24 protein-coding genes are annotated in these 22,504 nt (G+C 63.0%); 14 read left to right on the top strand and 10 right to left on the bottom strand.

Annotation, left to right across the window (positions count from 1 at the left end):
* Positions 1-89: 89 nt before the first annotated feature.
* The 4 genes from purC (at position 90) to ASD01_RS15520 (ending at position 2,416) form a co-directional block, all read left to right on the top strand.
* Positions 90-854: a phosphoribosylaminoimidazolesuccinocarboxamide synthase gene (purC, locus tag ASD01_RS15535; protein WP_034794646.1), complete on the top strand. Its 765-nt coding sequence runs from the start codon at positions 90-92 to the stop codon at positions 852-854.
* A 17-nt stretch (positions 855-871) separates the two neighbouring features.
* Positions 872-1,114, top strand: a complete 243-nt coding sequence (purS, locus tag ASD01_RS15530) for a phosphoribosylformylglycinamidine synthase subunit PurS (protein ID WP_034794427.1) — start codon at positions 872-874, stop codon at positions 1,112-1,114.
* A gap of 168 nt (positions 1,115-1,282) precedes the next feature.
* Positions 1,283-1,954: a phosphoribosylformylglycinamidine synthase subunit PurQ gene (gene purQ, locus ASD01_RS15525; RefSeq protein ID WP_034794430.1), complete on the top strand. Its 672-nt coding sequence runs from the start codon at positions 1,283-1,285 to the stop codon at positions 1,952-1,954.
* 54 nt (positions 1,955-2,008) lie between these two features.
* On the top strand, positions 2,009-2,416 hold the full coding sequence (locus ASD01_RS15520; RefSeq protein WP_034794436.1) for a hypothetical protein: 408 nt from the start codon (positions 2,009-2,011) through the stop codon (positions 2,414-2,416).
* Between the two features lie 94 nt (positions 2,417-2,510).
* On the opposite strand, the gene ASD01_RS36745 is transcribed toward ASD01_RS15520, so the two are convergent.
* The gene (locus ASD01_RS36745) at positions 2,511-2,717 is read right to left on the bottom strand and encodes a DUF1127 domain-containing protein (RefSeq protein WP_034794438.1); all 207 of its coding nucleotides are present in this window, start codon (positions 2,715-2,717) and stop codon (positions 2,511-2,513) included.
* Between the two features lie 130 nt (positions 2,718-2,847).
* On the opposite strand from ASD01_RS36745, the gene ASD01_RS15510 reads away from it, so the two are divergent.
* The 8 genes from ASD01_RS15510 to ASD01_RS15475 all read left to right on the top strand — a co-directional run bounded on the left by ASD01_RS15510 (position 2,848) and on the right by ASD01_RS15475 (position 11,638).
* Positions 2,848-4,266, top strand: coding sequence for an aminotransferase-like domain-containing protein (locus ASD01_RS15510; protein WP_034794440.1), 1,419 nt, complete (start codon positions 2,848-2,850; stop codon positions 4,264-4,266).
* A 92-nt stretch (positions 4,267-4,358) separates the two neighbouring features.
* Positions 4,359-4,940, top strand: coding sequence for an acyloxyacyl hydrolase (locus tag ASD01_RS15505; RefSeq protein WP_034794442.1), 582 nt, complete (start codon positions 4,359-4,361; stop codon positions 4,938-4,940).
* Between the two features lie 197 nt (positions 4,941-5,137).
* Complete coding sequence (gene purL / locus ASD01_RS15500) at positions 5,138-7,369, top strand: phosphoribosylformylglycinamidine synthase subunit PurL (protein ID WP_034794444.1); 2,232 nt, start codon at positions 5,138-5,140, stop codon at positions 7,367-7,369.
* A gap of 225 nt (positions 7,370-7,594) precedes the next feature.
* Positions 7,595-7,828, top strand: a complete 234-nt coding sequence (locus ASD01_RS15495) for a BolA family protein (RefSeq protein WP_034794447.1) — start codon at positions 7,595-7,597, stop codon at positions 7,826-7,828.
* 6 nt (positions 7,829-7,834) lie between these two features.
* Positions 7,835-8,080: a hypothetical protein gene (locus tag ASD01_RS15490; protein ID WP_034794450.1), complete on the top strand. Its 246-nt coding sequence runs from the start codon at positions 7,835-7,837 to the stop codon at positions 8,078-8,080.
* Positions 8,081-8,211: 131 nt separating this feature from the next.
* The gene (gene grxD, locus ASD01_RS15485; RefSeq protein WP_034794485.1) at positions 8,212-8,550 is read left to right on the top strand and encodes a Grx4 family monothiol glutaredoxin; all 339 of its coding nucleotides are present in this window, start codon (positions 8,212-8,214) and stop codon (positions 8,548-8,550) included.
* Positions 8,551-9,025: 475 nt separating this feature from the next.
* Entirely contained in the window at positions 9,026-10,264 is a 1,239-nt protein-coding gene (locus ASD01_RS15480; RefSeq protein ID WP_034794489.1) for a multidrug effflux MFS transporter, read from the top strand.
* Between the two features lie 81 nt (positions 10,265-10,345).
* On the top strand, positions 10,346-11,638 hold the full coding sequence (locus ASD01_RS15475) for a multidrug effflux MFS transporter (RefSeq protein WP_034794494.1): 1,293 nt from the start codon (positions 10,346-10,348) through the stop codon (positions 11,636-11,638).
* Between the two features lie 78 nt (positions 11,639-11,716).
* Here ASD01_RS15475 and ASD01_RS15470 read toward each other — a convergent pair whose 3' ends face one another.
* The 5 genes from ASD01_RS15470 to ASD01_RS15450 form a co-directional block, all read right to left on the bottom strand.
* The gene (locus ASD01_RS15470; RefSeq protein WP_034794509.1) at positions 11,717-12,541 is read right to left on the bottom strand and encodes an inositol monophosphatase family protein; all 825 of its coding nucleotides are present in this window, start codon (positions 12,539-12,541) and stop codon (positions 11,717-11,719) included.
* Positions 12,538-13,419 (bottom strand): tRNA 2-thiocytidine(32) synthetase TtcA, encoded by an 882-nt coding sequence (gene ttcA / locus ASD01_RS15465; protein WP_034794511.1) that lies wholly within the window; start codon positions 13,417-13,419, stop codon positions 12,538-12,540. The genes ASD01_RS15470 and ttcA overlap by 4 nt, the downstream gene beginning before the upstream one ends.
* Positions 13,420-13,548: 129 nt before the next feature.
* Positions 13,549-14,496, bottom strand: a complete 948-nt coding sequence (locus ASD01_RS15460) for a glutaminase (protein ID WP_034794526.1) — start codon at positions 14,494-14,496, stop codon at positions 13,549-13,551.
* Positions 14,497-14,649: 153 nt separating this feature from the next.
* On the bottom strand, positions 14,650-15,267 hold the full coding sequence (gene rpsD / locus ASD01_RS15455; RefSeq protein WP_034794529.1) for a 30S ribosomal protein S4: 618 nt from the start codon (positions 15,265-15,267) through the stop codon (positions 14,650-14,652).
* A gap of 227 nt (positions 15,268-15,494) precedes the next feature.
* The gene (locus ASD01_RS15450; protein ID WP_034794535.1) at positions 15,495-16,022 is read right to left on the bottom strand and encodes a MarR family winged helix-turn-helix transcriptional regulator; all 528 of its coding nucleotides are present in this window, start codon (positions 16,020-16,022) and stop codon (positions 15,495-15,497) included.
* Between the two features lie 117 nt (positions 16,023-16,139).
* On the opposite strand from ASD01_RS15450, the gene ASD01_RS15445 reads away from it, so the two are divergent.
* Positions 16,140-16,475, top strand: coding sequence for a cupin domain-containing protein (locus ASD01_RS15445; RefSeq protein WP_034794649.1), 336 nt, complete (start codon positions 16,140-16,142; stop codon positions 16,473-16,475).
* Positions 16,476-16,552: 77 nt separating this feature from the next.
* Here ASD01_RS15445 and ASD01_RS15440 read toward each other — a convergent pair whose 3' ends face one another.
* A complete protein-coding gene (locus ASD01_RS15440; protein ID WP_034794538.1) occupies positions 16,553-18,070 on the bottom strand; it encodes a helicase HerA domain-containing protein in 1,518 nt (505 codons plus the stop codon).
* A gap of 304 nt (positions 18,071-18,374) precedes the next feature.
* Here ASD01_RS15440 and ASD01_RS15430 point away from each other — a divergent pair, with 304 nt between their 5' ends.
* Positions 18,375-18,560, top strand: a complete 186-nt coding sequence (locus tag ASD01_RS15430) for a hypothetical protein (protein ID WP_034794543.1) — start codon at positions 18,375-18,377, stop codon at positions 18,558-18,560.
* A gap of 37 nt (positions 18,561-18,597) precedes the next feature.
* Here the strand turns inward: ASD01_RS15430 and murI are convergent, their stop codons facing one another.
* From murI to ASD01_RS15415, 3 genes are all read right to left on the bottom strand, one after another.
* Positions 18,598-19,443: a glutamate racemase gene (murI, locus tag ASD01_RS15425; protein ID WP_034794546.1), complete on the bottom strand. Its 846-nt coding sequence runs from the start codon at positions 19,441-19,443 to the stop codon at positions 18,598-18,600.
* Positions 19,430-20,260, bottom strand: a complete 831-nt coding sequence (locus tag ASD01_RS15420; protein ID WP_034794549.1) for an RNA methyltransferase — start codon at positions 20,258-20,260, stop codon at positions 19,430-19,432. Before ASD01_RS15420 ends, murI begins: the two co-directional genes overlap by 14 nt.
* Before the next feature lie 64 nt (positions 20,261-20,324).
* On the bottom strand, positions 20,325-22,301 hold the full coding sequence (locus ASD01_RS15415) for an FUSC family protein (RefSeq protein ID WP_034794651.1): 1,977 nt from the start codon (positions 22,299-22,301) through the stop codon (positions 20,325-20,327).
* Positions 22,302-22,504 lie beyond the last annotated feature (203 nt).

Genomic DNA, 22,504 nt, shown 5'->3' with positions numbered 1-22,504 from the left:
CGATTGTGAAATCGGTTCTTTTCGGCTATGGACCCCGAGAGATGTTCCACGCGCGTCCCGAGAGCGCCAACAACTACAGAGACAAATCCATGAATCGTCGCCGCCGTATCTACGAGGGCAAGGCCAAGATCCTCTATGAGGGTCCAGAGCCGGGCACGCTCATCCAGTTCTTCAAGGACGACGCGACCGCCTTCAACAAGAAAAAGCACGACGTCATTGACGGCAAGGGTGTGCTGAACAACCGGATTTCCGAGTACATCTTCACGCACCTCAACAAGATCGGCATCCCCACGCACTTCATCCGCCGCCTCAACATGCGCGAGCAGTTGATCAAGGAAGTCGAGATCATCCCGCTTGAGATCGTCGTGCGCAACGTCGCCGCCGGCTCGCTGGCCAAGCGTCTCGGCATCGAGGAAGGCACGGTCCTTCCCCGCTCGATCATCGAGTTCTACTACAAGGCCGATGCGCTCGAAGACCCGATGGTCTCCGAAGAGCACATCACCGCGTTTGGCTGGGCAAGCCCGCAGGAACTCGACGATATCATGGCGCTCGCCATCCGCATCAACGACTTCCTCTCGGGCCTGTTCCTCGGCGTCGGCATCCAGCTCGTCGATTTCAAGATCGAGTGCGGCCGGCTGTTCGAAGGCGACATGATGCGCATCGTGCTTGCCGACGAGATCTCGCCGGACAGCTGCCGTCTCTGGGACATCGAGACGCGCGAGAAGCTCGACAAGGATCGTTTCCGCCGCGACCTCGGCGGCCTCGTCGAGGCCTACCAGGAAGTCGCCCGCCGTCTCGGCATCATGAATGAGAACGAACCCGTGCGCGGCACCGGTCCGGTTCTCGTGAAGTAACTTCGGGGAAAATCAAAGTGATCAAGGCACGTGTAACCGTGACGCTGAAGAACGGCGTTCTCGATCCGCAGGGCAAGGCAATCGAAGGTGCGCTCGGCGCACTCGGCTTCGACGGCATCGGCCAGGTTCGCCAGGGCAAGGTCTTCGACCTGCAGATCGAATCCGCAGACAAGGCCAAGGCCGAGGAAGACCTCAAGGCCATGTGCGAAAAGCTGCTCGCCAACACGGTCATCGAGAACTACAGCATCTCCTTCGCCTGATCCTGCAGGCGACGGAATCGTTCCGCGTCTTCGGGCGCGGAACCAGACGTTACGAAATGCCGGAGCAGCCGCTGGTCCCCTCGGGAACGCCGCTGCCATAGTCGCAGCAGATGCCAGCTCTTCGGAGCGCGCCATCAAGATTGATCTCGCCGTATCGGAGACAGAGATATGAAGTCAGCCGTCGTCCAGCTTCCGGGCCTCAACCGCGACCGCGACATGATCGCGGCCCTCACCAAGATCTCCGGCAAGGCGCCTGTCACCGTCTGGCAGACCGAGACCGAGATTCCGGATGTCGACCTGATCGTCATTCCCGGCGGTTTCTCCTATGGCGACTACCTTCGCTGCGGCGCGATCGCTGCACGCATGCCGGTCATGCAGGCGATCAAGGCCAAGGCGGAAAAGGGCGTGAAGGTTCTCGGCGTCTGCAACGGCTTCCAGATCCTCGTCGAGGCCGGCCTCCTGCCCGGCGCGCTGATGCGCAATGCCTCGCTGAAATTCGTCTGCCGCGAGATCAAGCTCGAAGTTGTCAACGCCGACACCGACTTTACCCGCGCCTATTCCAAGGGCCAGGTCATCCGTTCGCCGGTCGCCCATCACGACGGCAACTACTTTGCCGATGCCGAGACGCTGAAGACGATCGAAGGCAATGGCCAGGTGGTCTTCCGTTACGCCGAAGGCACCAATCCGAACGGTTCGATGAACGATATCGCCGGCGTCATGAACGCTGCGGGCAACGTTCTCGGCATGATGCCGCATCCGGAAAACCTGATCGAAGCCGCCCATGGCGGTTCCGACGGCCGCGGCCTCTTCGCGTCTGCGCTCGAAGTAATCGCCGCTTAACCATCCGGCTGTAGAAGGCATCCGACCCATCCCCATTTGCGAGCGAGACCGTCGATGCCTTCATTTGCCCCTGCACGCCTGACCGGCCTTGCCTGCACGGCCTTCGGTCTAATGCTTCTGGCCTCGTGCCAATCGCCGAAGCCGCCGGCCCCGAGCCCGAACACGGCGGCGCTGCCGACCATGGAACGCGTGGCGCTCGGCGCCAACAGCTGCTGGTTCAAGTCGGGCGATGCGGAATTCAAGTCTTATCGCCTGGCGCCCGAGCTCAATTCCTTCTCCGGCCGTCCGCGCATCTTGATCGTGCCGCGCAAGTCGCCGGAGGCACGCCCCCTCGCCGTCGTTCAGGCCGAGGGCAATCCGGCCCGCCTGCAGGCCTTCGGGCCGCTGATGAGCGAGCCGACGGGAACGCGCATGGCCGCAGACATCAAGCGCTGGGCCGCTGGCGGACAGGGCTGCAAATAGCCCCAAGCTGAACTTGTCGAATTGATTAAAGGGCCGGTTGACCTCAAGGTTGCCGGCCCTTTTGCATTTCGGACAGTCGGTTCTATCCGATCGGTTAGCGCCAGAACGGGACAGTCGATTCCTGACGCGCGTCCTTTTCCGAAACGCCGATATCCTTGAGCTGCCACTCGCTCATCTCCTCGAGCGCCAACCGGCCGCGTCGCTTCGCCGCCAGCTCGCAATAGCGGGTCCAAAGCCGCTTCAGCAGACCCTCGCGTTCGTCCGAATAGTCGCCGCCCAGTAATGTGCCGGTGCAGCCCACGGACGTCGCTTCCGAGCGGGACAAACAAATTGTATCTATTGTACTCATTGACAACCCCAATGCAGCGATTGCTATCGTTGTCTTGGTGATAATTGACATATTTTCCGCTGTAATCTAAAGAATTGTCACTATGACAAATTGGCTCCCCGACATTCAGCAGGGTCACGGTCCGCTCTACGCACGGATCGCCGATCAAATCGAACTGGCAATTGGCAACGGGGCCTTGCCCGTCGGCGCCAAATTGCCACCGCAACGCAACCTCGCCTACGATATCGGGGTGACAATCGGCACGATCGGGCGCGCCTACAATATTGTCCGCGAGCGCGGGCTTGTGAGCGGCGAAGTCGGGCGCGGCACCTATGTGCTCGACCATCCCGAAAGCCGGCCGCCGGAGCAGGCGGACCCGCTGACGACGTCCCTTGCCGGCACCCGGCCCCTGGTCGCGCCCGTTGGCAAGCTCAGGTTCGACAGCACCGCCGCGCCGGATATCGGCCAGGGAACGGTGCTGAGCGAAGTGTTGAGCGAAATCAGTCACGAGCATCACGCCGATATTGCCAGCTACGCGCGGAACTTCCCGGATCACTGGTTCGAGGCAGGCTGCCAATGGCTGGCGCGCGGAGGGTTTCGTCCTAAGCCCGAAAACATCGTGCCGACGCTCGGTGCGCATGCGGCCGTCGTTGCCGTAATCGCGGCGGTGACGGCCCCAGGCGACCGCATCGCCTTCGAGACGCTCACCTATTCGCAGGTCAGCCGCAGCGCCGGCCTGATTGGTCGCCGCACGACGCTGGTCGAATCCGACGCCTTCGGCATGATCCCCGACGACTTCGAGCGCGTCTGCGCGCAGCAGCATCCGAAGCTCGCCTTCCTGATGCCGAGCGCGCAGAACCCGACAGTGGCCGTCATGCCGCTCGCCCGCCGCCAGGCGATCGCCGATATCGCCCGCAAATACGGCGTCTGGCTGGTGGAGGATGATCTCTACGGCGCTATGACCGGCGATCAAACGCCGCTGCTCGCCGAGCTTGCGCCCGAACGTACCTTCCTCGTCGGCGGTCTTTCAAAGTCCGTTGCCGCAGGCGTTCGCGGTGGCTGGGTCGCCTGCCCTCCGCATTTCGGCCAGCGCATCCGCATCGCCCACAAGATGGTCAGCGGCGGCCTGCCGTTCATCCTGGCGGAACTCTGCGCCCGGCTGGTGCTCTCCGGCTCGGCTGCAGCCTTGCGCAGCCAGGGCATTGAGGAGGTTCGCGCCCGCGAAGCAATGGCGCGCGAGGTCTTTGAGGGTATCGAGTTCGCGTCCCATCCCTGCATTCCGTTCCTCTGGATGAAGTTGCCTGACCCCTGGCTGTCAGGAACCTTCAAGCAGGCGGCTCTTCAGGAAGGCGTGCTCGTCGACGACGAGGACGAGTTCAAGGCCGGCCGTACCGATCGCGTCTTCCATCGGATCCGCATCGGCTTTTCCTCGCCACCGCAGCGCGCCGAGGTGAGAGCCGGATTCCAGACACTGAAGCGGCTGCTCGACAGCGGCCGAGCCGGCTACGACAGTTTCGAGTGACTATCGAAATCGACGGGGTGACTTTCGCGCAAGCTTCCGCATCATACTGTTTTAGCAGTCTTGCGTAGATGATTCGCCCTCAAGGATTTCGCATGCCGCTATCGCTTCGCCCGGTTCCGTCCCGCCTGATTGCATCCCTTCTTTTCGTCACGACCACCTCCGTCATCGCCGCGCCGGCGGCGGCTCAAGATGGTGTCTTTGACGAAATGCGCTTCGGCGTGACGACATCGATCGCCAGCGGCGGCAAGCAGGAAGACGGCGTGTTTCCCTCGTTCACGCTCTACTTCGATCCGTTCAATGCGGACGGCGCCGCGGATCTCGGCGAAAAGCTGCTGCGTCCACGCGTCTATACCGGTGCTGCCGTGGCCACGTCGTCGAACGGCGTCAACCAGGCCTATGCCGGCCTGAGCTGGACCTTCGACATGACGCAACGCCTCTTCGTGGAGTTCGGCGCGGGCGGCACGGTTCACGACGGCGATCTCGACGATCCCAACGGTTCCGGTCCGCAACTCGGCTGCCGCGTCCTCTTCCGCGAATACGCCGCCGCGGGCGTGCGCCTCGACGAACACTGGAACGTCTCGGCGACCGTTGAACATGCGTCGCATGCCAATCTCTGCGACGGTCCCAACAACGGCCTGACACGCGCAGGCCTCGCCCTCGGCTACAAGTTCTGACGCAGGCCTGCGCAGTCGCGCTCAACAAAGCTTCATACGGGCATCAACCGCTGTTGATCGCCCGTATTTTTCTGTCGCGCCCCGCCGCAGCATAGGTTAAAGAAGCCGCAAAGCGCCCCCTGTTTCTGTTGCGGTTCGCACGCGCCATATTCCTCATTAGTGGATTGCGCGCCGCCCGAAGGATTTGACGGTCGACGATGACGATTTCCAACACCCGCCCCATCACCCCGGACCTCATCGCATCGCACGGGCTGAAGCCTGACGAATACGAGCGCATCCTCGGCCTGATCGGGCGCGAGCCGACCTTCACCGAGCTCGGCATCTTCTCGGCCATGTGGAACGAGCACTGCTCCTACAAGTCTTCCAAGAAGTGGCTGCGCACGCTGCCGACCAAGGGGCCGCGCGTCATCCAGGGCCCGGGCGAAAACGCCGGCGTGGTCGATATCGATGACGGCGACTGCGTCGTCTTCAAGATGGAAAGCCACAACCACCCGTCCTATATCGAGCCCTACCAGGGCGCGGCAACGGGCGTCGGCGGCATCCTGCGCGACGTCTTCACCATGGGCGCCCGTCCCGTCGCAGCGATGAACGCGCTGCGCTTCGGTTCGCCCGACCACCCGAAGACCCGCCACCTCGTTTCCGGCGTCGTTGCCGGTGTCGGCGGCTACGGCAACTCCTTCGGCGTTCCGACCGTTGGCGGCGAAGTCGAGTTCGATGCCCGCTACAACGGCAACATTCTGGTCAACGCCTTTGCCGCCGGCCTCGCCAAGAGCGATGCCATCTTCTACTCCAAGGCCGAAGGCGTCGGCCTTCCCGTCGTTTATCTCGGTGCGAAGACCGGCCGCGACGGCGTCGGTGGCGCGACCATGGCGTCCGCCGAGTTCGACGAGTCGATCGAAGAGAAGCGCCCGACCGTTCAGGTCGGCGACCCCTTCACCGAAAAGTGCCTGCTCGAAGCCTGCCTCGAGCTGATGACGACCGGCGCCGTCATCGCCATCCAGGACATGGGTGCAGCCGGCCTCACCTGCTCGGCCGTCGAAATGGGCGCCAAGGGCGACCTCGGCATCGAGCTCGACCTCGACACCGTTCCGGTGCGCGAAGAGCGCATGACCGCCTATGAAATGATGCTGTCGGAAAGCCAGGAGCGCATGCTCATGGTGCTCGAGCCCGCCAAGGAAGAGGTCGCCAAAGCGATCTTCGTCAAGTGGGGCCTCGATTTCGCAATCGTCGGCAAGACGACCGACGACCTGCGCTTCCGTATCCTGCACCAGGGCGAAGAGGTTGCGAACCTGCCAATCAAGGAACTGGGCGACGAAGCGCCGGAATATGATCGTCCCTGGACCCCGGCCAAGACCGCGGCACCGCTCGCAACCAACGACATTCCGGCAGCCGACGTCGCCGACGCGCTCGTCAAGCTCGTCGGTTCGGCCAACAATTCGTCGCGCCGTTGGGTTTACGAGCAGTACGACACGCTGATCCAGGGCAACTCGCTGCAGCTGCCGGGCGGCGACGCCGGTGTCGTGCGCGTCGAAGGTCATGCCTCCAAGGCGCTTGCCTTCTCCTCCGACGTGACGCCGCGCTACGTCGAAGCCGATCCTTACGAAGGCGGCAAGCAGGCGGTCGCCGAATGCTGGCGCAACCTGACGGCAACCGGATCGCTGCCGCTGGCAGCCACCGACAACCTCAATTTCGGCAACCCGGAACGCCCTGAGATCATGAGCCAGCTGGTTCATGCCATCAAGGGCATCGGAGAAGCCTGCACCGCACTCGACTTCCCGATCGTGTCGGGCAACGTCTCGCTCTACAACGAGACAAACGGCCAGGCGATCCTGCCGACCCCGACCATCGGCGGTGTCGGCCTGATCAAGGACTGGTCGAAGATGGCGCGCATCCGCTTTGCCGCTGAAGGCGAAACGATCCTCGTCGCCGGCGCGCCGGCCGGTCTCGGCTCGCACATCGCCCAGTCGGTCTATATGCGCGACGTTCACGGCCGCACCGATGGCCCGGCGCCCCATGTCGATCTGGTGCATGAGCGCAAGGTTGGCGACTTCGTCCGCGGCCTGATCGTCGACGGTCTTGTAACCGCCGTGCACGATTGCTCGTCGGGCGGCCTGGCACTTGCCGTTGCCGAAATGGCGATGGCTTCGGGCATCGGCGCCTCGGTCGACGCTGTTGCCGGCCATGATCCGATCGCGACCTTCTACGGCGAAGACCAGGGTCGCTACGTCGTGACGGTTGCCGCCGGCGCGCTCGACGCGGTTGCCGCTCGTGCCAAGGCTGCCGGCGTCTCGCTCCCCATCATCGGCAAGACCGGCGGCGACGCCGTCAAGCTTGGCGACGCCAGGGCCGTCTCGGTTGCGGATCTCCGCGCCGCCCATGAAGGCTGGTTCCCGGACTTCATGCAGGGCGACCTCGCGCCTGAAAACTGAGAGATCGATGACGGGAGCCGCACTTTCTGCGGCTCCCGTCACCCCTGTTGCGTGCCTGCTTGCAGGCGCTGCCGAGGGCGATCATTTGATCGTGTCGGCGCTGGCAACTGCCCTCCCTCACCCAATTCAGCAATTGCGTTCCGCCCCTGAATCGTGGTTCCCTTGTTTCATGGACAACGTCGGCAGGCTGCTGACGTTGCAGAATAAAAAGGGAGTTGGCGTATCATGCCCATGACACCAGGCGACATCGAAGACATGATCAAGGCGGGGATTCCCGGAGCCAAGGTCACGATCCGCGATCTGGCCGGTGACGGCGACCACTATGCCGCCGAAGTCGTGGCCGAAGCGTTTCGTGGCAAAAGCCGCGTGCAGCAGCACCAGATGGTCTACAACGCACTGAAGGGCAATATGGGCGGCGTGCTACATGCCCTGGCACTTCAGACGAGCGCGCCGGAGTAAGCTGGCGTGGCTGACCTGATCAAGGAACTCGTCAGCGGCGTCGTTGACAGCGCGCTCAAGGAAATTCTGAGGAAGACCGGCGTCAAGCGCACGACCACCAAGCGGACGAAGCGCCGGACGCGGCCGGCGGCCTCTGGCGGCGGCATCCTCGCGGATATCCTTGAAGCCGCCATCCGCAAGCCGGCGAAGAAACAGGTCAGCCGGCGGAAAACCTCGGCGGCGCGCAGCAAGGCGCGGCGCCGCACGGCTTGAGTGGTATTAAAACCACATCTTGAGGCCCATCAATATTTGTTGCGATTGGGTGGTGAAAATCACCAATATGCATGCTATCTAAGACCCAATCGATATCCGGCCCTTGAAGCCGGCGCAGGAAGGAAGACAGGATGAGCGGAATTCACGAATTCATCGACAACGAAGTCAAGACGAACGATGTGGTGCTCTTCATGAAGGGTACGCCGCAGTTCCCGCAGTGTGGCTTCTCCGGTCAGGTGGTCCAGATTCTCGACTACATCGGCGTCGACTACAAGGGCATCAACGTGCTCGCCGACGCGGACCTGCGCCAGGGCATCAAGGACTATTCCAACTGGCCGACGATCCCGCAGCTCTACGTCAAGGGCGAATTCGTCGGCGGTTGCGACATCGTGCGTGAGATGTTCCAGGCCGGCGAACTTCAGTCCCACCTTTCGGAGCAGGGTATCGCCGTCAAGGGCGCTGTCGCCTGATCTAAGGACGCCTTGTCCCGATCCATCGGAGAAGGCGGGCAACCGCCTTTTTTGATTCGGACGTTCCGTCCGGATCTCGATTTTCGTTGTCTTCCCAAAGGCTTTGCGCGCTTGGTTCGCGCAATGACCGTTTGAATGTTTGTGAAAGCAGGCTTCCTTCCTGAAACGTTTCCGGCGTTCTGCAGCGAGGCCTGGGGCCGCATTTTCGGCCTGTCATGAAGCAGTCGCGATCGTTCGGCATAAGCAGCAGCGGTTCCCGCTCCGGCCTCCCGGCACGGAAATGACCCCGTCGCTGCCGATCGATGCTCCCGCCGCTTCCTGCAGGCCCGGTCCATGTGGTGCGGCTTCCCGGTCGCTCCCGCCTGACATCCCTGTGCCGACCGGCATTTAGCCAGCCGACATCCTTCTTTTTCCGGAGCGGTCCGGACCCAGACCTGTTTCGCTTGGCGCCCACCGCGCCGCTAGGACTTTTGAAATGACAAGCACGACCAACGACGATGCCCTGCCCGGCCTCACGAAATTCCAGTTCATCGCGCTGATGGCCACACTGATGGCGACGAACGCGATTTCGATCGACATCATGCTGCCGGGCCTCCAGGAAATCGGGGCCAGCCTGGGCGTGGCGTCGGAAAACGAGCGGCAATACATCATCACCGCCTACCTGCTCGGCATGGGCGTGGCGCAGCTGTTCTTCGGCCCACTGTCGGACCGGTTCGGGCGCAAGCCGCCGCTTCTGGCGGGCCTTGCCCTTTATGCCGTCTGTGCGGTGGCAATTGCCATGGTGCCGACCTTCGGCCTCATGCTCGCCCTTCGCTTCATGCAGGGCGCGGGTGCGGCTGCCACGCGCGTCATCACCATCTCGATCGTCCGCGACGTCTATGGCGGCCGGCAGATGGCCGAGGTGATGTCGCTGGTCATGATGGTGTTCATGATCGTGCCTGTGATCGCCCCGTCGATCGGCCAGCTCATCATCAGCTTTGCCGAGTGGCATATGATCTTTGTCATCGTCGCGCTTTATGCGGTGATGAACATCGCGATCGTGCTGTCGAAGCTCGGCGAAACGCTTGATCCGGCCCACCGCCGCGCCTTCACGCCTTCGGTAATCCTAAGCGGTTTCCGCATCGTGCTGACCAACCGGTTGTCGCTGCTTTATACGCTCGCGACCTCGGTTATCCTTGGCGCGCTCTTCGGCTTCATCAACTCGGCGCAGCAGGTGCTGGTCGGCGTCTACGATCTGGGCGTGTGGTTTCCGCTTGTCTTTGCGGCTTTCGCGAGTATGATGGCGGTCGCTTCCTTTACCAACTCCCGCCTCGTCCGCCGCTTCGGCATGCGGCCGTTGTCCCATGCGGCCCTCTGCGGCTTTACGCTCGCAAGCTTCATCTGGATGTCGGCCTCGCTCTATGCGCCGCTGCCCTTCCCGGCCTTCGTGGTCCTCTATTGCGCCACGATGTTCCAGTTCGGGCTGATCGCGCCAAACTTCAACGCCATGGCCATGGAGCCGCTCGGCCATGTCGCCGGCACGGCGTCCTCGGTTCTCGGCTTCATGCAGACGATCGGCGGGAGCGTGATCGGAGCCTTCATCGGCCAGTCCTTCGACGGAACGGCCACCCCGCTTGCCACCGGCTACTTCACCGTCGCGGCCATCGGCCTCGTCTTCGTGCTCATCGCCGAACGCGGCAAGCTGTTCAAACCGCACCATCAGCCGGCCGGCTGAGCTCTAAAGCGCCAACTGTCGCTGTCGCGCTCTAAACCGCCGACCAGCCTTTTCCAAAGATTGAATTTACGGGTTTTCCCAATGTCCACCATCACCAATCAATCCGAACATGTCGACGGGGTCTCGGGGGCCGAGCGCCTCAACATGGGCATCGTCGAATTCATCATCACCATCGCCGTCATGACGGCGAGCGTCGCCATCGCCATCGACAGCATGCTGCCGGCTCTGCCGGCAATCGGCCAGTCGCTGAACGTCGCCAACACCAACGACAGCCAGCTGGTGATCGGCGTCTTCTTCCTCGGCTTCGGCATCTCGCAGATCTTCTTCGGCAGCCTGTCCGATGCCTTCGGCCGCCGCAAGGTGCTGCTCGGCGGCCTCGCCTTCTTCACCGTGTCGATGTTTGCCGCCGCCCTCACCCAGAGCTTCGAGACGCTGCTGATCCTGCGCTTCATCCAGGGCATCGGTGCTGCGGCCATCCGCATCACCACCATGGCGATCGTGCGCGACTGCTTCGGCGGCCGCGAAATGGCGCGCGTCATGTCCTATGTGATGATCGTCTTCATGATCGTACCGATCGTCGCTCCGTCGATCGGCCAGCTCGTCATCCTCTATGCCAACTGGCACTGGATCTTCATCCTGATCGGCGTCATCGGCGCGATCCTCTTCGTCTGGGCCTTTTCCCGCATGAAGGAGTCCCTGCCGCGCGAAGAGCGCATGCCGCTCTCCGTCGGTGCGGTCGCGTCGGGTTTCAAGACCGTTCTCACCAACCGCATCACTTGCGGCTACATGATCGGCATGACGATGTTTACCGCCGTCATCTGCGCCTACATCGTCACGGTCCAGCAGATCTTCGGCGAGGTCTACGGCCTCGGTGACTGGCTGCCGATCGCCTTTGCAGGTACGGCCGGTGGCATTGCTGTCGCCAACTTCGCCAACGGCTTCTTCGTCCGCAGCTTCGGCATGCGCCGCATCTCGCATGTCTCGATGATCCTGTTTACGCTGATCTCGGTCGCGGGCTTCGTGATGTCGCTCTCCGGCACGCCGGCCTTCGTCGTCAGCTATCTGATGTTCTCGGTGCTCCTGATGTTCTTCGCGGTCATCGCGACGAACTTCACCGCGATCAGCCTGGAGCCGATGGGTCACCTTGCCGGCACCGCTACGGCGATCACCGGCTTCGTCTCGACGACCGGTGGCGCGCTCATCGGCGGCGCCGTCGGCCAGCTCTTCAACGGCACGCTGCAGCCGCTGTTCGGCGGCTTCGCCCTCTTCGGGGCCTTGACCATCCTGGCAACGCTCTGGGCCGAGAAGGGCAAGCTCTTTACCCATCCCGGCGACAAGGACGTCAGCATGGATCACGGTGGCGGCCATATGTAACCGGCCGCCGTAAGGCAAACAAAAAGCCCGCCCGGAGCAATCCGGGCGGGCTTTGTATTTTGGGCTGCTTCGAACGGCTTAGACCGTGAAGACCTCGCGGCGCAGCGTCTCCCAGCTCTCCTTGTCGGTGGCAAGCAGCAGGCCGCCATTGAGATGGGACGGCAGATAGGGCGAGCCGTCGAAGCGGGCGGCATAGGCGCCGGCTTCCTGCGAAATCAGCGTGCCAGCCAGGTGATCCCACGGCATCAGCTTCTGGTACATCAGGAAGTGGATGTGACCGCCGGCAAGCATGCGATATTCATGCGCGGCGCAGCGGTAGCTGGTGGCGATGCGAACCTTGGCCATGTTGGCCATGACTTCGCGGCGTGCTTCCTGCTTGTAAAAACCGGTCGAGGCACCGCCGACCATGGCCTCGAGCGGCACGCCTGCGGTGACCGACAGGCGCTCCTGCGATCCATTGGCGCGGCACATCCAGGCGCCGGAGCCCTTCTCGGCGATCACCCAGTCGTTGCCGAGCGGATCGTAGATGATGCCGGCAACCGTCTCGCCCTTGGCGACGACGCTTGCCATAACGCCGAAGAGCGGCACGCCGGCGGCGAAATTGAAGGTGCCGTCGATCGGGTCGACGACGACGGCGAGATCGGCATCGGCGAGCTTGTCGAGCAGCGCCGGGTCGGCCGCAACCGATTCTTCGCCGACGAAAAGTGCGCCCGGCGCGACGTCTTCGATGCGTGCCTTGATCAGCCGTTCGGCCGCCTCGTCGCCCTCGGTCACGAGGTCGATCGCTTCCGATTTCACCCTGACGTCGCCGGCTTCAAGATTGCGGAACCGCGGCAGGATCTCTTTCACCGCCGCTTCCTGCAGCAGATTGGCAAGGCCGGCAATGTCGACGGAATGGCTCATTCTTTGGGCTCCGGTGTGAGGGACTGGAAATCGAACAGCTTGGGATCGAGCAGGTGCGACGGGTTCACGTGGCCAAGCGCCCGCAGCATCGTGTCCTTGCGGCCCGGCATGCGTCGCTCGATATCGGCCAGCATCGCCTTCATCGCATTGCGCTCGAGGCCGTCCTGCGAGCCGCAGAGGTCGCACGGGATGATCGGAAACTCCATGGCCGCCGCGAACTTGGCGAGATCGTCCTCGGCCGCATAGGCGAGTGGCCGAAGCAGCATCAGGTCGCCCTCGTCGTTCAAGAGCTTTGCCGGCATCGAAGCCAGCCGGCCGCCGTGGAAGAAGTTCATGAAGAAGGTTTCGAGAATGTCCTCGCGGTGGTGGCCGAGCACCAGCGCGTCGCAGCCCTCTTCACGGGCGATGCGATAGAGGTTGCCGCGGCGCAGCCGCGAACAGAGCGAACAGTAGGTCGCCCCCGTCGGCACCTTTTCCTTCACGATCGAGTAGGTGTCGCGATACTCGATGCGATGCTTGACGCCGATCGATGCCAGGTATTCCGGCAGGATGTGCTTCGGGAAGTTCGGCTGGCCCTGGTCGAGGTTGCAGGCAATGAGCTCCACCGGCAGCAGCCCGCGCCATTGCAGATCCATGAGCAGCGCCAGCAGGCTGTAGCTGTCCTTGCCGCCGGAAAGGCCGATCAGCCAGCGCTTGGCGCCCTTCAGCATGCCGAAGTCGTCGAGCGCCTGGCGGGTCTGGCGAAGAAGGCGCTTGCGCAGCTTATTAAACGAGACGGAGGACGGCATGCGGCTGAACAGCGGATGCGCGCCGGCGTCGATTTCGGTCTCAAAAATGGTTTCGGCCTGGTCTTGCGACGCGTTGAGCGAAAGGTCCATGGCGGGGATCCTGTGCGGCAGGCAGGCGCAACCGGCGCCCGGCTAATCTTGGGCCAGCACTTGCCCGCTCCAGCCGTCAAGATCAAGGGAAATCGGCCGCACAGTGCAGATCGCCCTTGTCGGACGAGTTCAGGGACCGAAGACCGACCAGCCAGTGCGCGCCGCGAGCATTTCGAGCGCCAGCGATCCGAGCAGCGAATTGCCGTTTTCGTTGAGGCCAGGCGACCAGACGGCAACCGACGCCTTGCCAGGCGCCACCGCCAGAATGCCGCCGCCAACGCCGCTCTTTCCCGGCAGGCCGACGCGATAGGCAAAATCGCCCGAGCCGTCATAGTGGCCGCAGGTCAGCATCAGTGCGTTGATGCGCCGCGCCCGCTGGCGCGAGACGACGTTATGGCCGGTCAGCGGATTGCTGCCGCCGGCGGCCAGAAACAGCCCGGCTTTCGCAAGCTGGCTGCAGGTCATGGAAAGCGCGCAGTGATGGAAATAGACGCCGAGCACGTGGTCGACGGGGTGGTCGAGCTTGCCGAAGGAGCGCATGAAATTGGCAAGCGCGAAGTTCCGGTAACCGGTGGCCGTCTCCGAACGCGCGACCTCATGGTCGATGACGATCTGGTCGTCGTCGGCGAGATAGCGGACGAACTGTACGATCTCGCCGATCAGTTCCCGCGGCGTATGGCCGGCAAGGATCAAGTCGCTGATGGTGATGGCGCCGGCATTGATGAAGGGGTTGCGCGGCTTTCCGCCCTCTTGCTCGAGCTGGACGATCGAGTTGAAGGCGGAGCCTGAGGGCTCGCGGCCGACACGGTGCCAGATGTTCTCGCCGTGCTTGCCGAGGGCCAGCGTCAGCGTGAAGACCTTGGAGACGCTCTGGATCGAGAACGGCACCTCGGCATCGCCGACGCGATAGATCTGGCCGCCTGTGGTCACGATCGCCATGCCGAAATGCTTGGCGTCCACGCGCGCGAGCTGTGGAATGTAGTCGGCGACCTTGCCCTGGCCGAACCGGGGGCTCAGCTCCCGATGAATGTCGTCGATGATCGCCTGCAGATCCTGCGGCTTCTGCTCTTCGGGCATCGGGCTTCCCTCTTGGTCATCGCTTTCGGATCGAGGCGACGATAAGGCGCTTATTCGCTGGGGTCCGCGGTAGCGCGGATGCTGATCGGCACTGACAAAAAAGCCGCCCGTTTCCGGGCGGCTTTCGAAACGTCACAAGGCGAGAGCCTCGGATTAACGCGAATAGAATTCGACGACCAGGTGCGGTTCCATGACGACGGCGTAAGGCACGTCGGAGAGAACCGGTACGCGGACGAAGGTCGCGACCATCTTGTTGTGATCGGCTTCGATGTAGTCCGGAACGTCGCGTTCAGCGAGCGAAACCGATTCGAGAACGGTTACGAGCTGCTTGGACTTTTCCTTGACTTCGATGACGTCGCCCGGCTTGCAACGGTAGGAACCGATGTTGACGCGGACGCCGTTGACCTTGACGTGGCCGTGGTTGACGAACTGACGGGCAGCAAAGACCGTCGGAACGAACTTGGCGCGGTAGACGATCGCGTCGAGGCGCGATTCGAGCAGGCCGATCAGGTTTTCCGGGGTGTCACCCTTGCGGCGGTCAGCTTCGGCGAAGATCGCGCGGAACTGCTTCTCGCGGATGTCGCCGTAGTAGCCCTTGAGCTTCTGCTTGGCGCGCAGCTGTACACCGAAGTCCGAGAGCTTGGACTTGCGGCGCTGGCCGTGCTGGCCCGGGCCGTATTCGCGGCGGTTTACCGGGGACTTCGGACGGCCCCAGATGTTTTCGCCCATACGGCGGTCAATTTTGTACTTGGACGATTCGCGCTTGCTCATCGCATTTCCTTTCAAACAGTTACACCGGCCTGTTTCCAAACCGGATCAAGGAAACACGCCCTCCTCTGAACCCATTTTCGGGGCTCTGACAGGTTTCTCACGATCACGCAGACGGAGAAGCCACGGGACATGTCAAATGAAACACCGGACATTTCTGCCCGGCGTTGGGGCGGCTTTAGTGGGTCCGGCTCCTGTTGTCAAACGAAATCGTGACAAACAGCCGTTGATCAGGCCGGATCACTCGGTGGCGCTTGCTCCAACGAAATCAGCAGTTTCCTGAGGAGCGCCGCCAGCGCCGTGCGGTCTTGCTTGCTCAGCACCTCGAGGTAGCGCGACTCGCTCGCCATGTCGGCGCGAAAGGCGGTTTCCGCAAGGGCTATTCCCTTTTCCGTCAGCCCGACGACGCTGCTGCGGCCGTCGGACGCCGAGCGTTCCCGCTGGATCAATCCTGCCTTCTGCAGCCGGTCGAGCCGGTGCGTCAGTCCACCGGACGAAATCATCAGCAGCGTATAGAGATCCGTCGGCGTCAGCCGGTAAGGCGGGCCGGATCGCCGCAGCGTCGAGATCACGTCGAACTCGCCGCGGTCGATGCCGAAAGAGGCAAAGGTCTCCTCGATCGAGGGGCGCACCAGATTGGAAAGCCGGTAGGCGCGCCCGAGGATGGCCATAGGCTCGGTATTCAGGTCGGGCAGTTCGGCAGCCCACTGCGCTTGCAGACGGTCCACATGGTCCCTTCCCTCATTCTCATTCTGCATCGTTCACCTCGGCATCGGTCAATATATCTTGACGAGAAGATAGTTTCGGATAATATCTTCTCGTGAAGATAATTTATTCCCGTTGGGAAGCCAACCCGGACGACGATGGAGGCCAGCATGTTTCATGTCATTCCCCTTACAGAACAGAAGCAGAGCCCAAACCGCACGATCCTGTTTGAAGGTGGGCAATTCGGCACGCCGATCTCGCTGTTCCTGATGGATGCCGAGCCTGGCCAGGGGCCTGCCCTTCACGTTCATCCCTATCCGGAAACATGGATCGTGCACTCGGGCGAAGCGGAGTTCACCGTCGGAGAGCAGAAGATCATGGGTAAGGCCGGCGATATCATCGTCGTCGATCCGGAGACGCCGCACCGCTTCGTCAATACCGGCACCGGCCGCCTGCAGATGACCTGCATCCACGCGTCCGATCACGTCATCCAGGAATGGGTCTGACGCCACGACACCGTAACGCGCCAGCGCCGTCTGAGCGTGGTCGGAATAGCTGATGCCTTTACGCGAAAGGTCCAGGTTCACTCCGCCGCAGCGGCAGCCGCAGCCGTCACATCCGGCCCGTTGGCGTCGCCTGGAGCGGTCTCGCTGCCAAGGTCCGGGAACGCGACGATGCGCTTTCCGGCAAAATCCGCATGGATGACGATCAACCCATGCTCCTCGAAGTAGCCGAGCAGACGGCGGGCCCGCCTTGCGGAGTGCGTGCCATAGGCGCGCGCGATCATCGCGTCGGAAGGGCACGGCAGGCCGCGGACGGCCGCCTGCGCCATCATCAGGAACACGGCCTGCAAGTCCTCGGTAACGCGATCGGCAAGCTGCAAGGCCTGCGCCCAGGTTTCTGTTGCCGCCGTCTCCGCGTCGATGCCGGAGCGCGCGACGGCCATCTTGCGGCGGAAGGCGCTCAGCGACAGGGCTGCACCGGATGGCAGCCGGCGAATGCGGCATCGCACCAGAAAATCCTGGAACAGTTCTGCATCGGGGCGGAAGGCCGCTTCCGGATTGCTGAGGATTTCGACAAAGACGCTGTCGAGCAGGCTCTCTTTTTCCTCGGCGGAAAGTTCCGGCTGCGCCTGCCTTGCCTCGACCGGCGCGGCAGGCTCGGGCCGCGGGCGGGAGAGCTCGGCCAGGATGTCGGTCGTCGGGCGCGGCGGCGCAACGGCGCGGCGCATGATCGGCCGCGTCAGCTCCTCCGGATCCGGCGTGAAGATCAGATCCTCGACGTCCTGCGGCGCCTCGGGCAGCGGCATCAGCTTCGGGCTCGTCGAGCGCGCCGAGGTCTCGACCGCGCCGATCGTCACCTTGAGCGGCCGGCGCGACAGCGCCGGGCCAAGCGCGACGAAGGAACCGCGCTTGAGGTCGCGGAACATTTCCGCCGTGCGCCGGTCCATACCGAGCAGATCGGCGGCGCGCAGCATGTCGATGTCGAGGAAGGTACGGCCCATCAGGAAGTTCGAGGCTTCCGCCGCCACGTTCTTGGCGAGCTTTGCCAGGCGCTGCGTGGCGATCACTCCGGCAAGGCCGCGTTTACGGCCGCGGCACATCAGGTTGGTCATGGCGCCGAGCGAAATCTTGCGCACCTCTTCGGTGACGTCGCCGGCAACCGACGGCGCAAACATCTGCGCCTCGTCGACGACGACCAGCACCGGATACCAGAACTCGCGATCCGCATCGAACATGGCGTTCAGGAACACGCCGGCATTGCGCATCTGCTGCTCGATATCGAGACCTTCAAGCGAGAGCACGCAGGAAACACGATGCTGGCGAATGCGGTTGGCAATGCCGATCAGCTCGGCGTCGGTGCGTTCACCCTCGACCACGACATGGCCGAACTTGTCGGCGAGCGTGACGAAATCACCCTCAGGGTCGATGATGCACTGCTGCACCCAGGGCGCGGACTGTTCCAGCAGCCGGCGCAACAGATGTGACTTGCCCGAACCGGAATTGCCCTGCACCAAGAGACGGGTGGCCAGAAGCTCCTCGATATCGAGCGAGGCCGATGTCCCTTCGGACGTCGCTCCCATGTCGATGCCGACCTTCATTTCCACCTCGTCATGTTAAATCTTACGCAGGTCCGGATGCGATACCGTTGCGCACTGTGCCTGAATACTCTTGATTGATTCGCGATCACGCGGAGACCGCCTATCGGGCGACACCTAGCACGGATTTCCCGGAAATCCTGCCGTCGGCGCACATAACCCACAGGGAATACGCTTAGGAAAGTCTCCTCGGAAAAGAACCGGATGTAGAATCTGGCGGTCACAATATAAAGTTGAATGTCGTACTTTTGCGAGAAGGCACGGACGCCCATATGCGATTTGGTCGAAGCGATTTGCCGGGGCAGGAATGCAGCACCACGAAACAGCGCAGCAGATGGAACTGAACAATCTCGATCGCCGTATGCGCGATGCTTACAAGGACACGCAACGGGTCGCCTCGAAAGACGACGCCGAACGCGCCAGCCGCATGCGCTTTCGCGCCGCCTGCGTGCTAGCTGTTCTGATCGGCCTGTTGCTGGCGATCTTCTTTTAAAGCACCGTGCCGGCCATAGGAACGCATGAACGGGGCACTACCCGATCGCTTCGGCATGCCCTGCTCGCTTTTCCCCGATGGCATCAAGTGCCACCGTCAGGCCAAAGCCCTGCATCAGCCGCCGCGTGGCGAAATCCGGTTTGCCGGAGGTGAAGATCGCCGGGTCCTGGCCGTTGAGCGGTTCGAAGCCGTTCGGTTGCGGCACGAGCGAACGCGCCCGTCTGGCAATCGCTTCGGCCGGATCCAGCCAGTCGACCGGCCAGGGTGCCAGCCTGCGGAAGACGTTCGCCATGAAGGGATAGTGGGTGCAGGCAAGCACGACGATATCGGTCTTCCTGCCGTCCATCTCGACGAAACACGGTGCGATCTCGGCTAGTACCGTTTCGTCGTCCAGTTTCTCGCCGCGGATATAGGCCTCCGCCATCTTGGCGAGGTTTTCGGAGCCGACGAGCCGCACATGGCATTGGCTGGCGAAGGACTGGATGAGATCGCGCGTATAGGCCCGCTTGACGGTACCCGGGGTCGCCAGCACCGAAACGAGGCCGGAGCGTGTGCGCTCTGCCGCCGGCTTGATCGCGGGCACCGTGCCGACAAAGGTCATCTGAGGAAAGGCCGCGCGCAGATCGGCGCCGACCAGCGTGAAGGCGGTGTTGCAGGCGATCACGCAAATTTCCGGATCATGCTCGGAAAGCAGCCGGCCGAAGAGCGCGATCACGCGCTCTTTCAGCGCCGCCTCTTCCCAGCCGCCATAGGGAAAGCCGGCATCGTCGGCGACATAGATGAAATGCCGCTCGGGCATCAGCACCCTCGCCTCTCGCAGCACGGTCAAGCCACCGATGCCGCTGTCGAAGACGAGGATGGGTTTCAGTTCACTCGCTGTCACCTTTGTCTCGCGCTTTCCTGCTGTGTTCGCCCGGAGCGCCGGAGCCGCGCGGGTTTTCCCGCGTGAACCGGTCGAGCGAAGAAATGACGCCGCGCAGCACCTGGATTTCGGATTCGGTAAAGGACGGCCTGGTCAGAACCGCGCGCAGGTTCTCGACCAATTTCGGCTTTTTGTCGGCGGAACGGAAGTAGTTGCGCGCCTCAAGCGCTTCCTCGACATGCTCGAACAGACCCTGCAGGTGTTCCTTGGTCGCCGGCCGCTGCGAGATCGCCTGGAACGAGGTCTGGTCCTCAGACTCCATGCCGGTCTTCAGCCATTCATAGGACATCAGAAGCACCGCCTGGGCGAGATTGAGCGAGGCGAAAGCGGGATTGACCGGAAAGGTCACGATCTCGTCGGCCAGAGCCACCTCTTCGTTGGTGAGGCCCGTGCGCTCGCGGCCGAACAGGATGCCGGTTTTCTCTCCGGTCTGGAAGCGCTGGCGGAGCGTGCGCGCCGCGACGATCGGCGAACGCACCGGCTTGTAGCCATCGCGGTCGCGGGCGGTCGTGGCATAGACGAAGTTGAGATCGGCGATCGCCTCTTCGACCGAACCATAGAGCTTGGCAGCGTCGATCACGTGGTCGGCACGGCTTGCGGCTGATCGTGCCTTTTCGCTCGGCCAGCCGTCGCGCGGATTGACGAGCCGAAGCTCCGCCAGGCCGAAATTCGCCATCGCGCGGGCGACCATACCGATGTTTTCGCCGAGCTGCGGATAGGCGAGAATGATCGCCGGTCCTTCCGCCAGAAGTTCGCGCTCGCTGTTCGTTCCTGCCATTTCCTTAGCCTTCGCCTTTCGTTCGGCGTTTCCCTTGCACAAATGCGGGCGAAATTAAAGTCCACTACAAATGAAGCCGGTTGAGAGACACCCCGATCATTTCCAGACCAAGCTCCGCATCGTCCTTCGAAATCGGAAGGTGGCGATCGACCGGCGCACCGATCCGGCCGACCTGGTAGAAATAGGCCGAGGCCTTGTCGCGCACCGTCTGGACGAGCGCGAGATTGGCGTCGATGTCCGCCTTGAAATCGGTTCCTTCCAGCGCCGCATCCGTGCCGACACGCCGCGCGAAAACCCGTGCCCAGTAGGTGCAGGCCATGAAGATCGCCAGCGCCTGGCGCACATGACCGGGACGCGTCACCAACTGCCAGGGAAGCCCGAGCGGCTTTGCGGCGGCGGCCAGGTCACGATAGGCGCGGTCGAGCGCCTGCGAGCGGGTAATGAGCACCAGACCCGATGCCCCGTCCCGCGCCGCCTGCAGCAGGCCCTTGAGTTCGTCGCACCAGGTTGCGACGGCGGCATCGAGCGTCGTGCGGGTGCGCGTCGGAAACACGACGAAGGCGACCGCCGCACCGGCGATCGAGCCGATCATGGTTTCCTCCAGGCGCAGTTGCAGCAGATGCGGGCTCAGCACGCCCATCAGGCTATAGACCAGCGACAGAACGACGGAGATGAAGAAGGTCATCGTCGCATAGGAGACGGCGAGGAAATAGAAGGCGAGAAAGACGCAAAGTGCGCTGAGCGGCAGCACCAGGTAGATATTGCCGGCTACCAGCGTGCCGACGATGATGCCGACAACAATGCCAAACAGGGTGCCGGCCGAGCGCTGCAGCGCCTTGACCGCCGTATCGCCGCGCGAGCGCGTGTTGGTGAAGACGAGAAACGCCGCAAGCACCGCCCAGAACCAACGTTCCCGCGACAGCATCAACCCGAACACCATGGCGATACCCGAAGCGAGCGTGATCTGGATCGCCGCCTTCAAGGCGGGATCGTTCAGCGACGGCCTCCAGCGGGCGGCAACGCCGCTCAAGTGCAGTGGCGGCTCTTCCAGATCGGCCGGCGTCAGCTTTGCAAGGCTTCGGGCGAGCCTTTGCCGGACGTTGCGCAGCCACAGCAGCGCCTTCACCGTTTCTTCGCGGCGCGGAGCGGCATCGCCGAGCCGCGCGATCTCCGCGTCGATCCGTTCGCCGTCGCGCGCCACCATCGCCTCCACCAGTGCCGGCGGCGGCATCGATTGGAAGCTGACGACCATCACGCTTTCGGCCGCAAGATGCAGGTCGAAGAGGTTGATGACGAGGTCGGAGGTCGTAAGGCCGGGCTGCGGTTCCGGCCGCCGGTTTTCCGTCGGAATGAAGCTTTCCGCCATCAGCACCGCTTCCTTCAGCCGCTCTTCGGCCGCATGCAGCTGACGACGATCGGCCGGTGACAGAACGGGCTTGCGGGCGATCTCCGCCAGTTGCAGCAGCATCTGGTCTACGCGACGCTGCACGCTTGCGGTGGCGCGCAGGAGGTCGCGATAGCGATCATCCGGCAACAGCCGCGTGCGGACGAGATGCGCGACGGTGGCCGAGACTGCCGCCCCGAAGAACAGGGCCGGCAACTGGTCGAGCGTTGGCCTCAGATAGGCGCCGGTGAAATAGGACATGAAGGCGAACATGCCGACGGCAAAACCTCGGGGGCCGAAGGAGCGGCCATAGACCGCGAGAAAGATGATCAGCAGGAAGACGACGTCGGAAACGTAGCGGTGATTCTCGAGAACCGACGCAAGCCCGACCATCGAAACGCCGACGAGGACCGCGATGATGCGGGTGAGCCGCTGGCCGGCAATGGTGCGATCGCGCACCGCCAGTCCCCCTTCGATCGACAGCGACGCCGCAAGCCCGAAGGCGGCCGGCGGCAGCGGTGCGACGAGGTAATGAAACGCCATCAGCAGCAGGATGGAAACGACGATGGTCGCGGTGATGCGCGAGGCCTGCCGCAGGCGGGAAAAGGCCGGATCGTTGGCAAGAAGCCAATCGCGCATACGGGAACGAAGTGCCATCGGAAGCCTTTGCCTGTCCCGCGGCCGCCTGTGGACGCGCGCCGCCTTCGCCGGTTCTTCCTGCATAGCGGCAGATGCGATCTTTGCAAGGCCGGCGCGACGAAAGCAGGCGTCGAAAAGCGGTGGCGAAGAGCCGTCCGAGGTCCGTCTCCACCTCCATCCAAAGTTTCAGCCAAGCATGCTTTGCCTTGTCGGTTCTGAGT

The organism is Ensifer sp. Root423 (genome assembly GCF_001426275.1).
Lineage (GTDB): Bacteria > Pseudomonadota > Alphaproteobacteria > Rhizobiales > Rhizobiaceae > Ensifer > Ensifer adhaerens.
This window is presented reverse-complemented; position numbering and strand designations above follow the sequence as displayed.

Coding starts and splice junctions, on each gene's coding strand:
- purC (WP_034794646.1), top strand. CDS start 90: ATGAATCGTCGCCGCCGTATCTACGAGGGCAAGGCCAAGATCCTCTAT.
- ASD01_RS15475 (WP_034794494.1), top strand. CDS start 10,346: ATGTCCACCATCACCAATCAATCCGAACATGTCGACGGGGTCTCGGGG.
- ASD01_RS15470 (WP_034794509.1), bottom strand. CDS start 12,541: ATGAGCCATTCCGTCGACATTGCCGGCCTTGCCAATCTGCTGCAGGAA.
- ASD01_RS15415 (WP_034794651.1), bottom strand. CDS start 22,301: ATGGCACTTCGTTCCCGTATGCGCGATTGGCTTCTTGCCAACGATCCG.
- grxD (WP_034794485.1), top strand. CDS start 8,212: ATGAGCGGAATTCACGAATTCATCGACAACGAAGTCAAGACGAACGAT.
- purQ (WP_034794430.1), top strand. CDS start 1,283: ATGAAGTCAGCCGTCGTCCAGCTTCCGGGCCTCAACCGCGACCGCGAC.
- ASD01_RS15450 (WP_034794535.1), bottom strand. CDS start 16,022: ATGCAGAATGAGAATGAGGGAAGGGACCATGTGGACCGTCTGCAAGCG.
- ASD01_RS15430 (WP_034794543.1), top strand. CDS start 18,375: ATGCAGCACCACGAAACAGCGCAGCAGATGGAACTGAACAATCTCGAT.
- ASD01_RS15460 (WP_034794526.1), bottom strand. CDS start 14,496: ATGCCCGAAGAGCAGAAGCCGCAGGATCTGCAGGCGATCATCGACGAC.
- ASD01_RS15505 (WP_034794442.1), top strand. CDS start 4,359: ATGCCGCTATCGCTTCGCCCGGTTCCGTCCCGCCTGATTGCATCCCTT.
- ASD01_RS15520 (WP_034794436.1), top strand. CDS start 2,009: ATGCCTTCATTTGCCCCTGCACGCCTGACCGGCCTTGCCTGCACGGCC.
- ASD01_RS15510 (WP_034794440.1), top strand. CDS start 2,848: ATGACAAATTGGCTCCCCGACATTCAGCAGGGTCACGGTCCGCTCTAC.
- purL (WP_034794444.1), top strand. CDS start 5,138: ATGACGATTTCCAACACCCGCCCCATCACCCCGGACCTCATCGCATCG.
- ASD01_RS15440 (WP_034794538.1), bottom strand. CDS start 18,070: ATGAAGGTCGGCATCGACATGGGAGCGACGTCCGAAGGGACATCGGCC.
- rpsD (WP_034794529.1), bottom strand. CDS start 15,267: ATGAGCAAGCGCGAATCGTCCAAGTACAAAATTGACCGCCGTATGGGC.
- ASD01_RS15495 (WP_034794447.1), top strand. CDS start 7,595: ATGCCCATGACACCAGGCGACATCGAAGACATGATCAAGGCGGGGATT.
- ASD01_RS15445 (WP_034794649.1), top strand. CDS start 16,140: ATGTTTCATGTCATTCCCCTTACAGAACAGAAGCAGAGCCCAAACCGC.
- ASD01_RS15480 (WP_034794489.1), top strand. CDS start 9,026: ATGACAAGCACGACCAACGACGATGCCCTGCCCGGCCTCACGAAATTC.
- ttcA (WP_034794511.1), bottom strand. CDS start 13,419: ATGGACCTTTCGCTCAACGCGTCGCAAGACCAGGCCGAAACCATTTTT.
- ASD01_RS15420 (WP_034794549.1), bottom strand. CDS start 20,260: ATGGCAGGAACGAACAGCGAGCGCGAACTTCTGGCGGAAGGACCGGCG.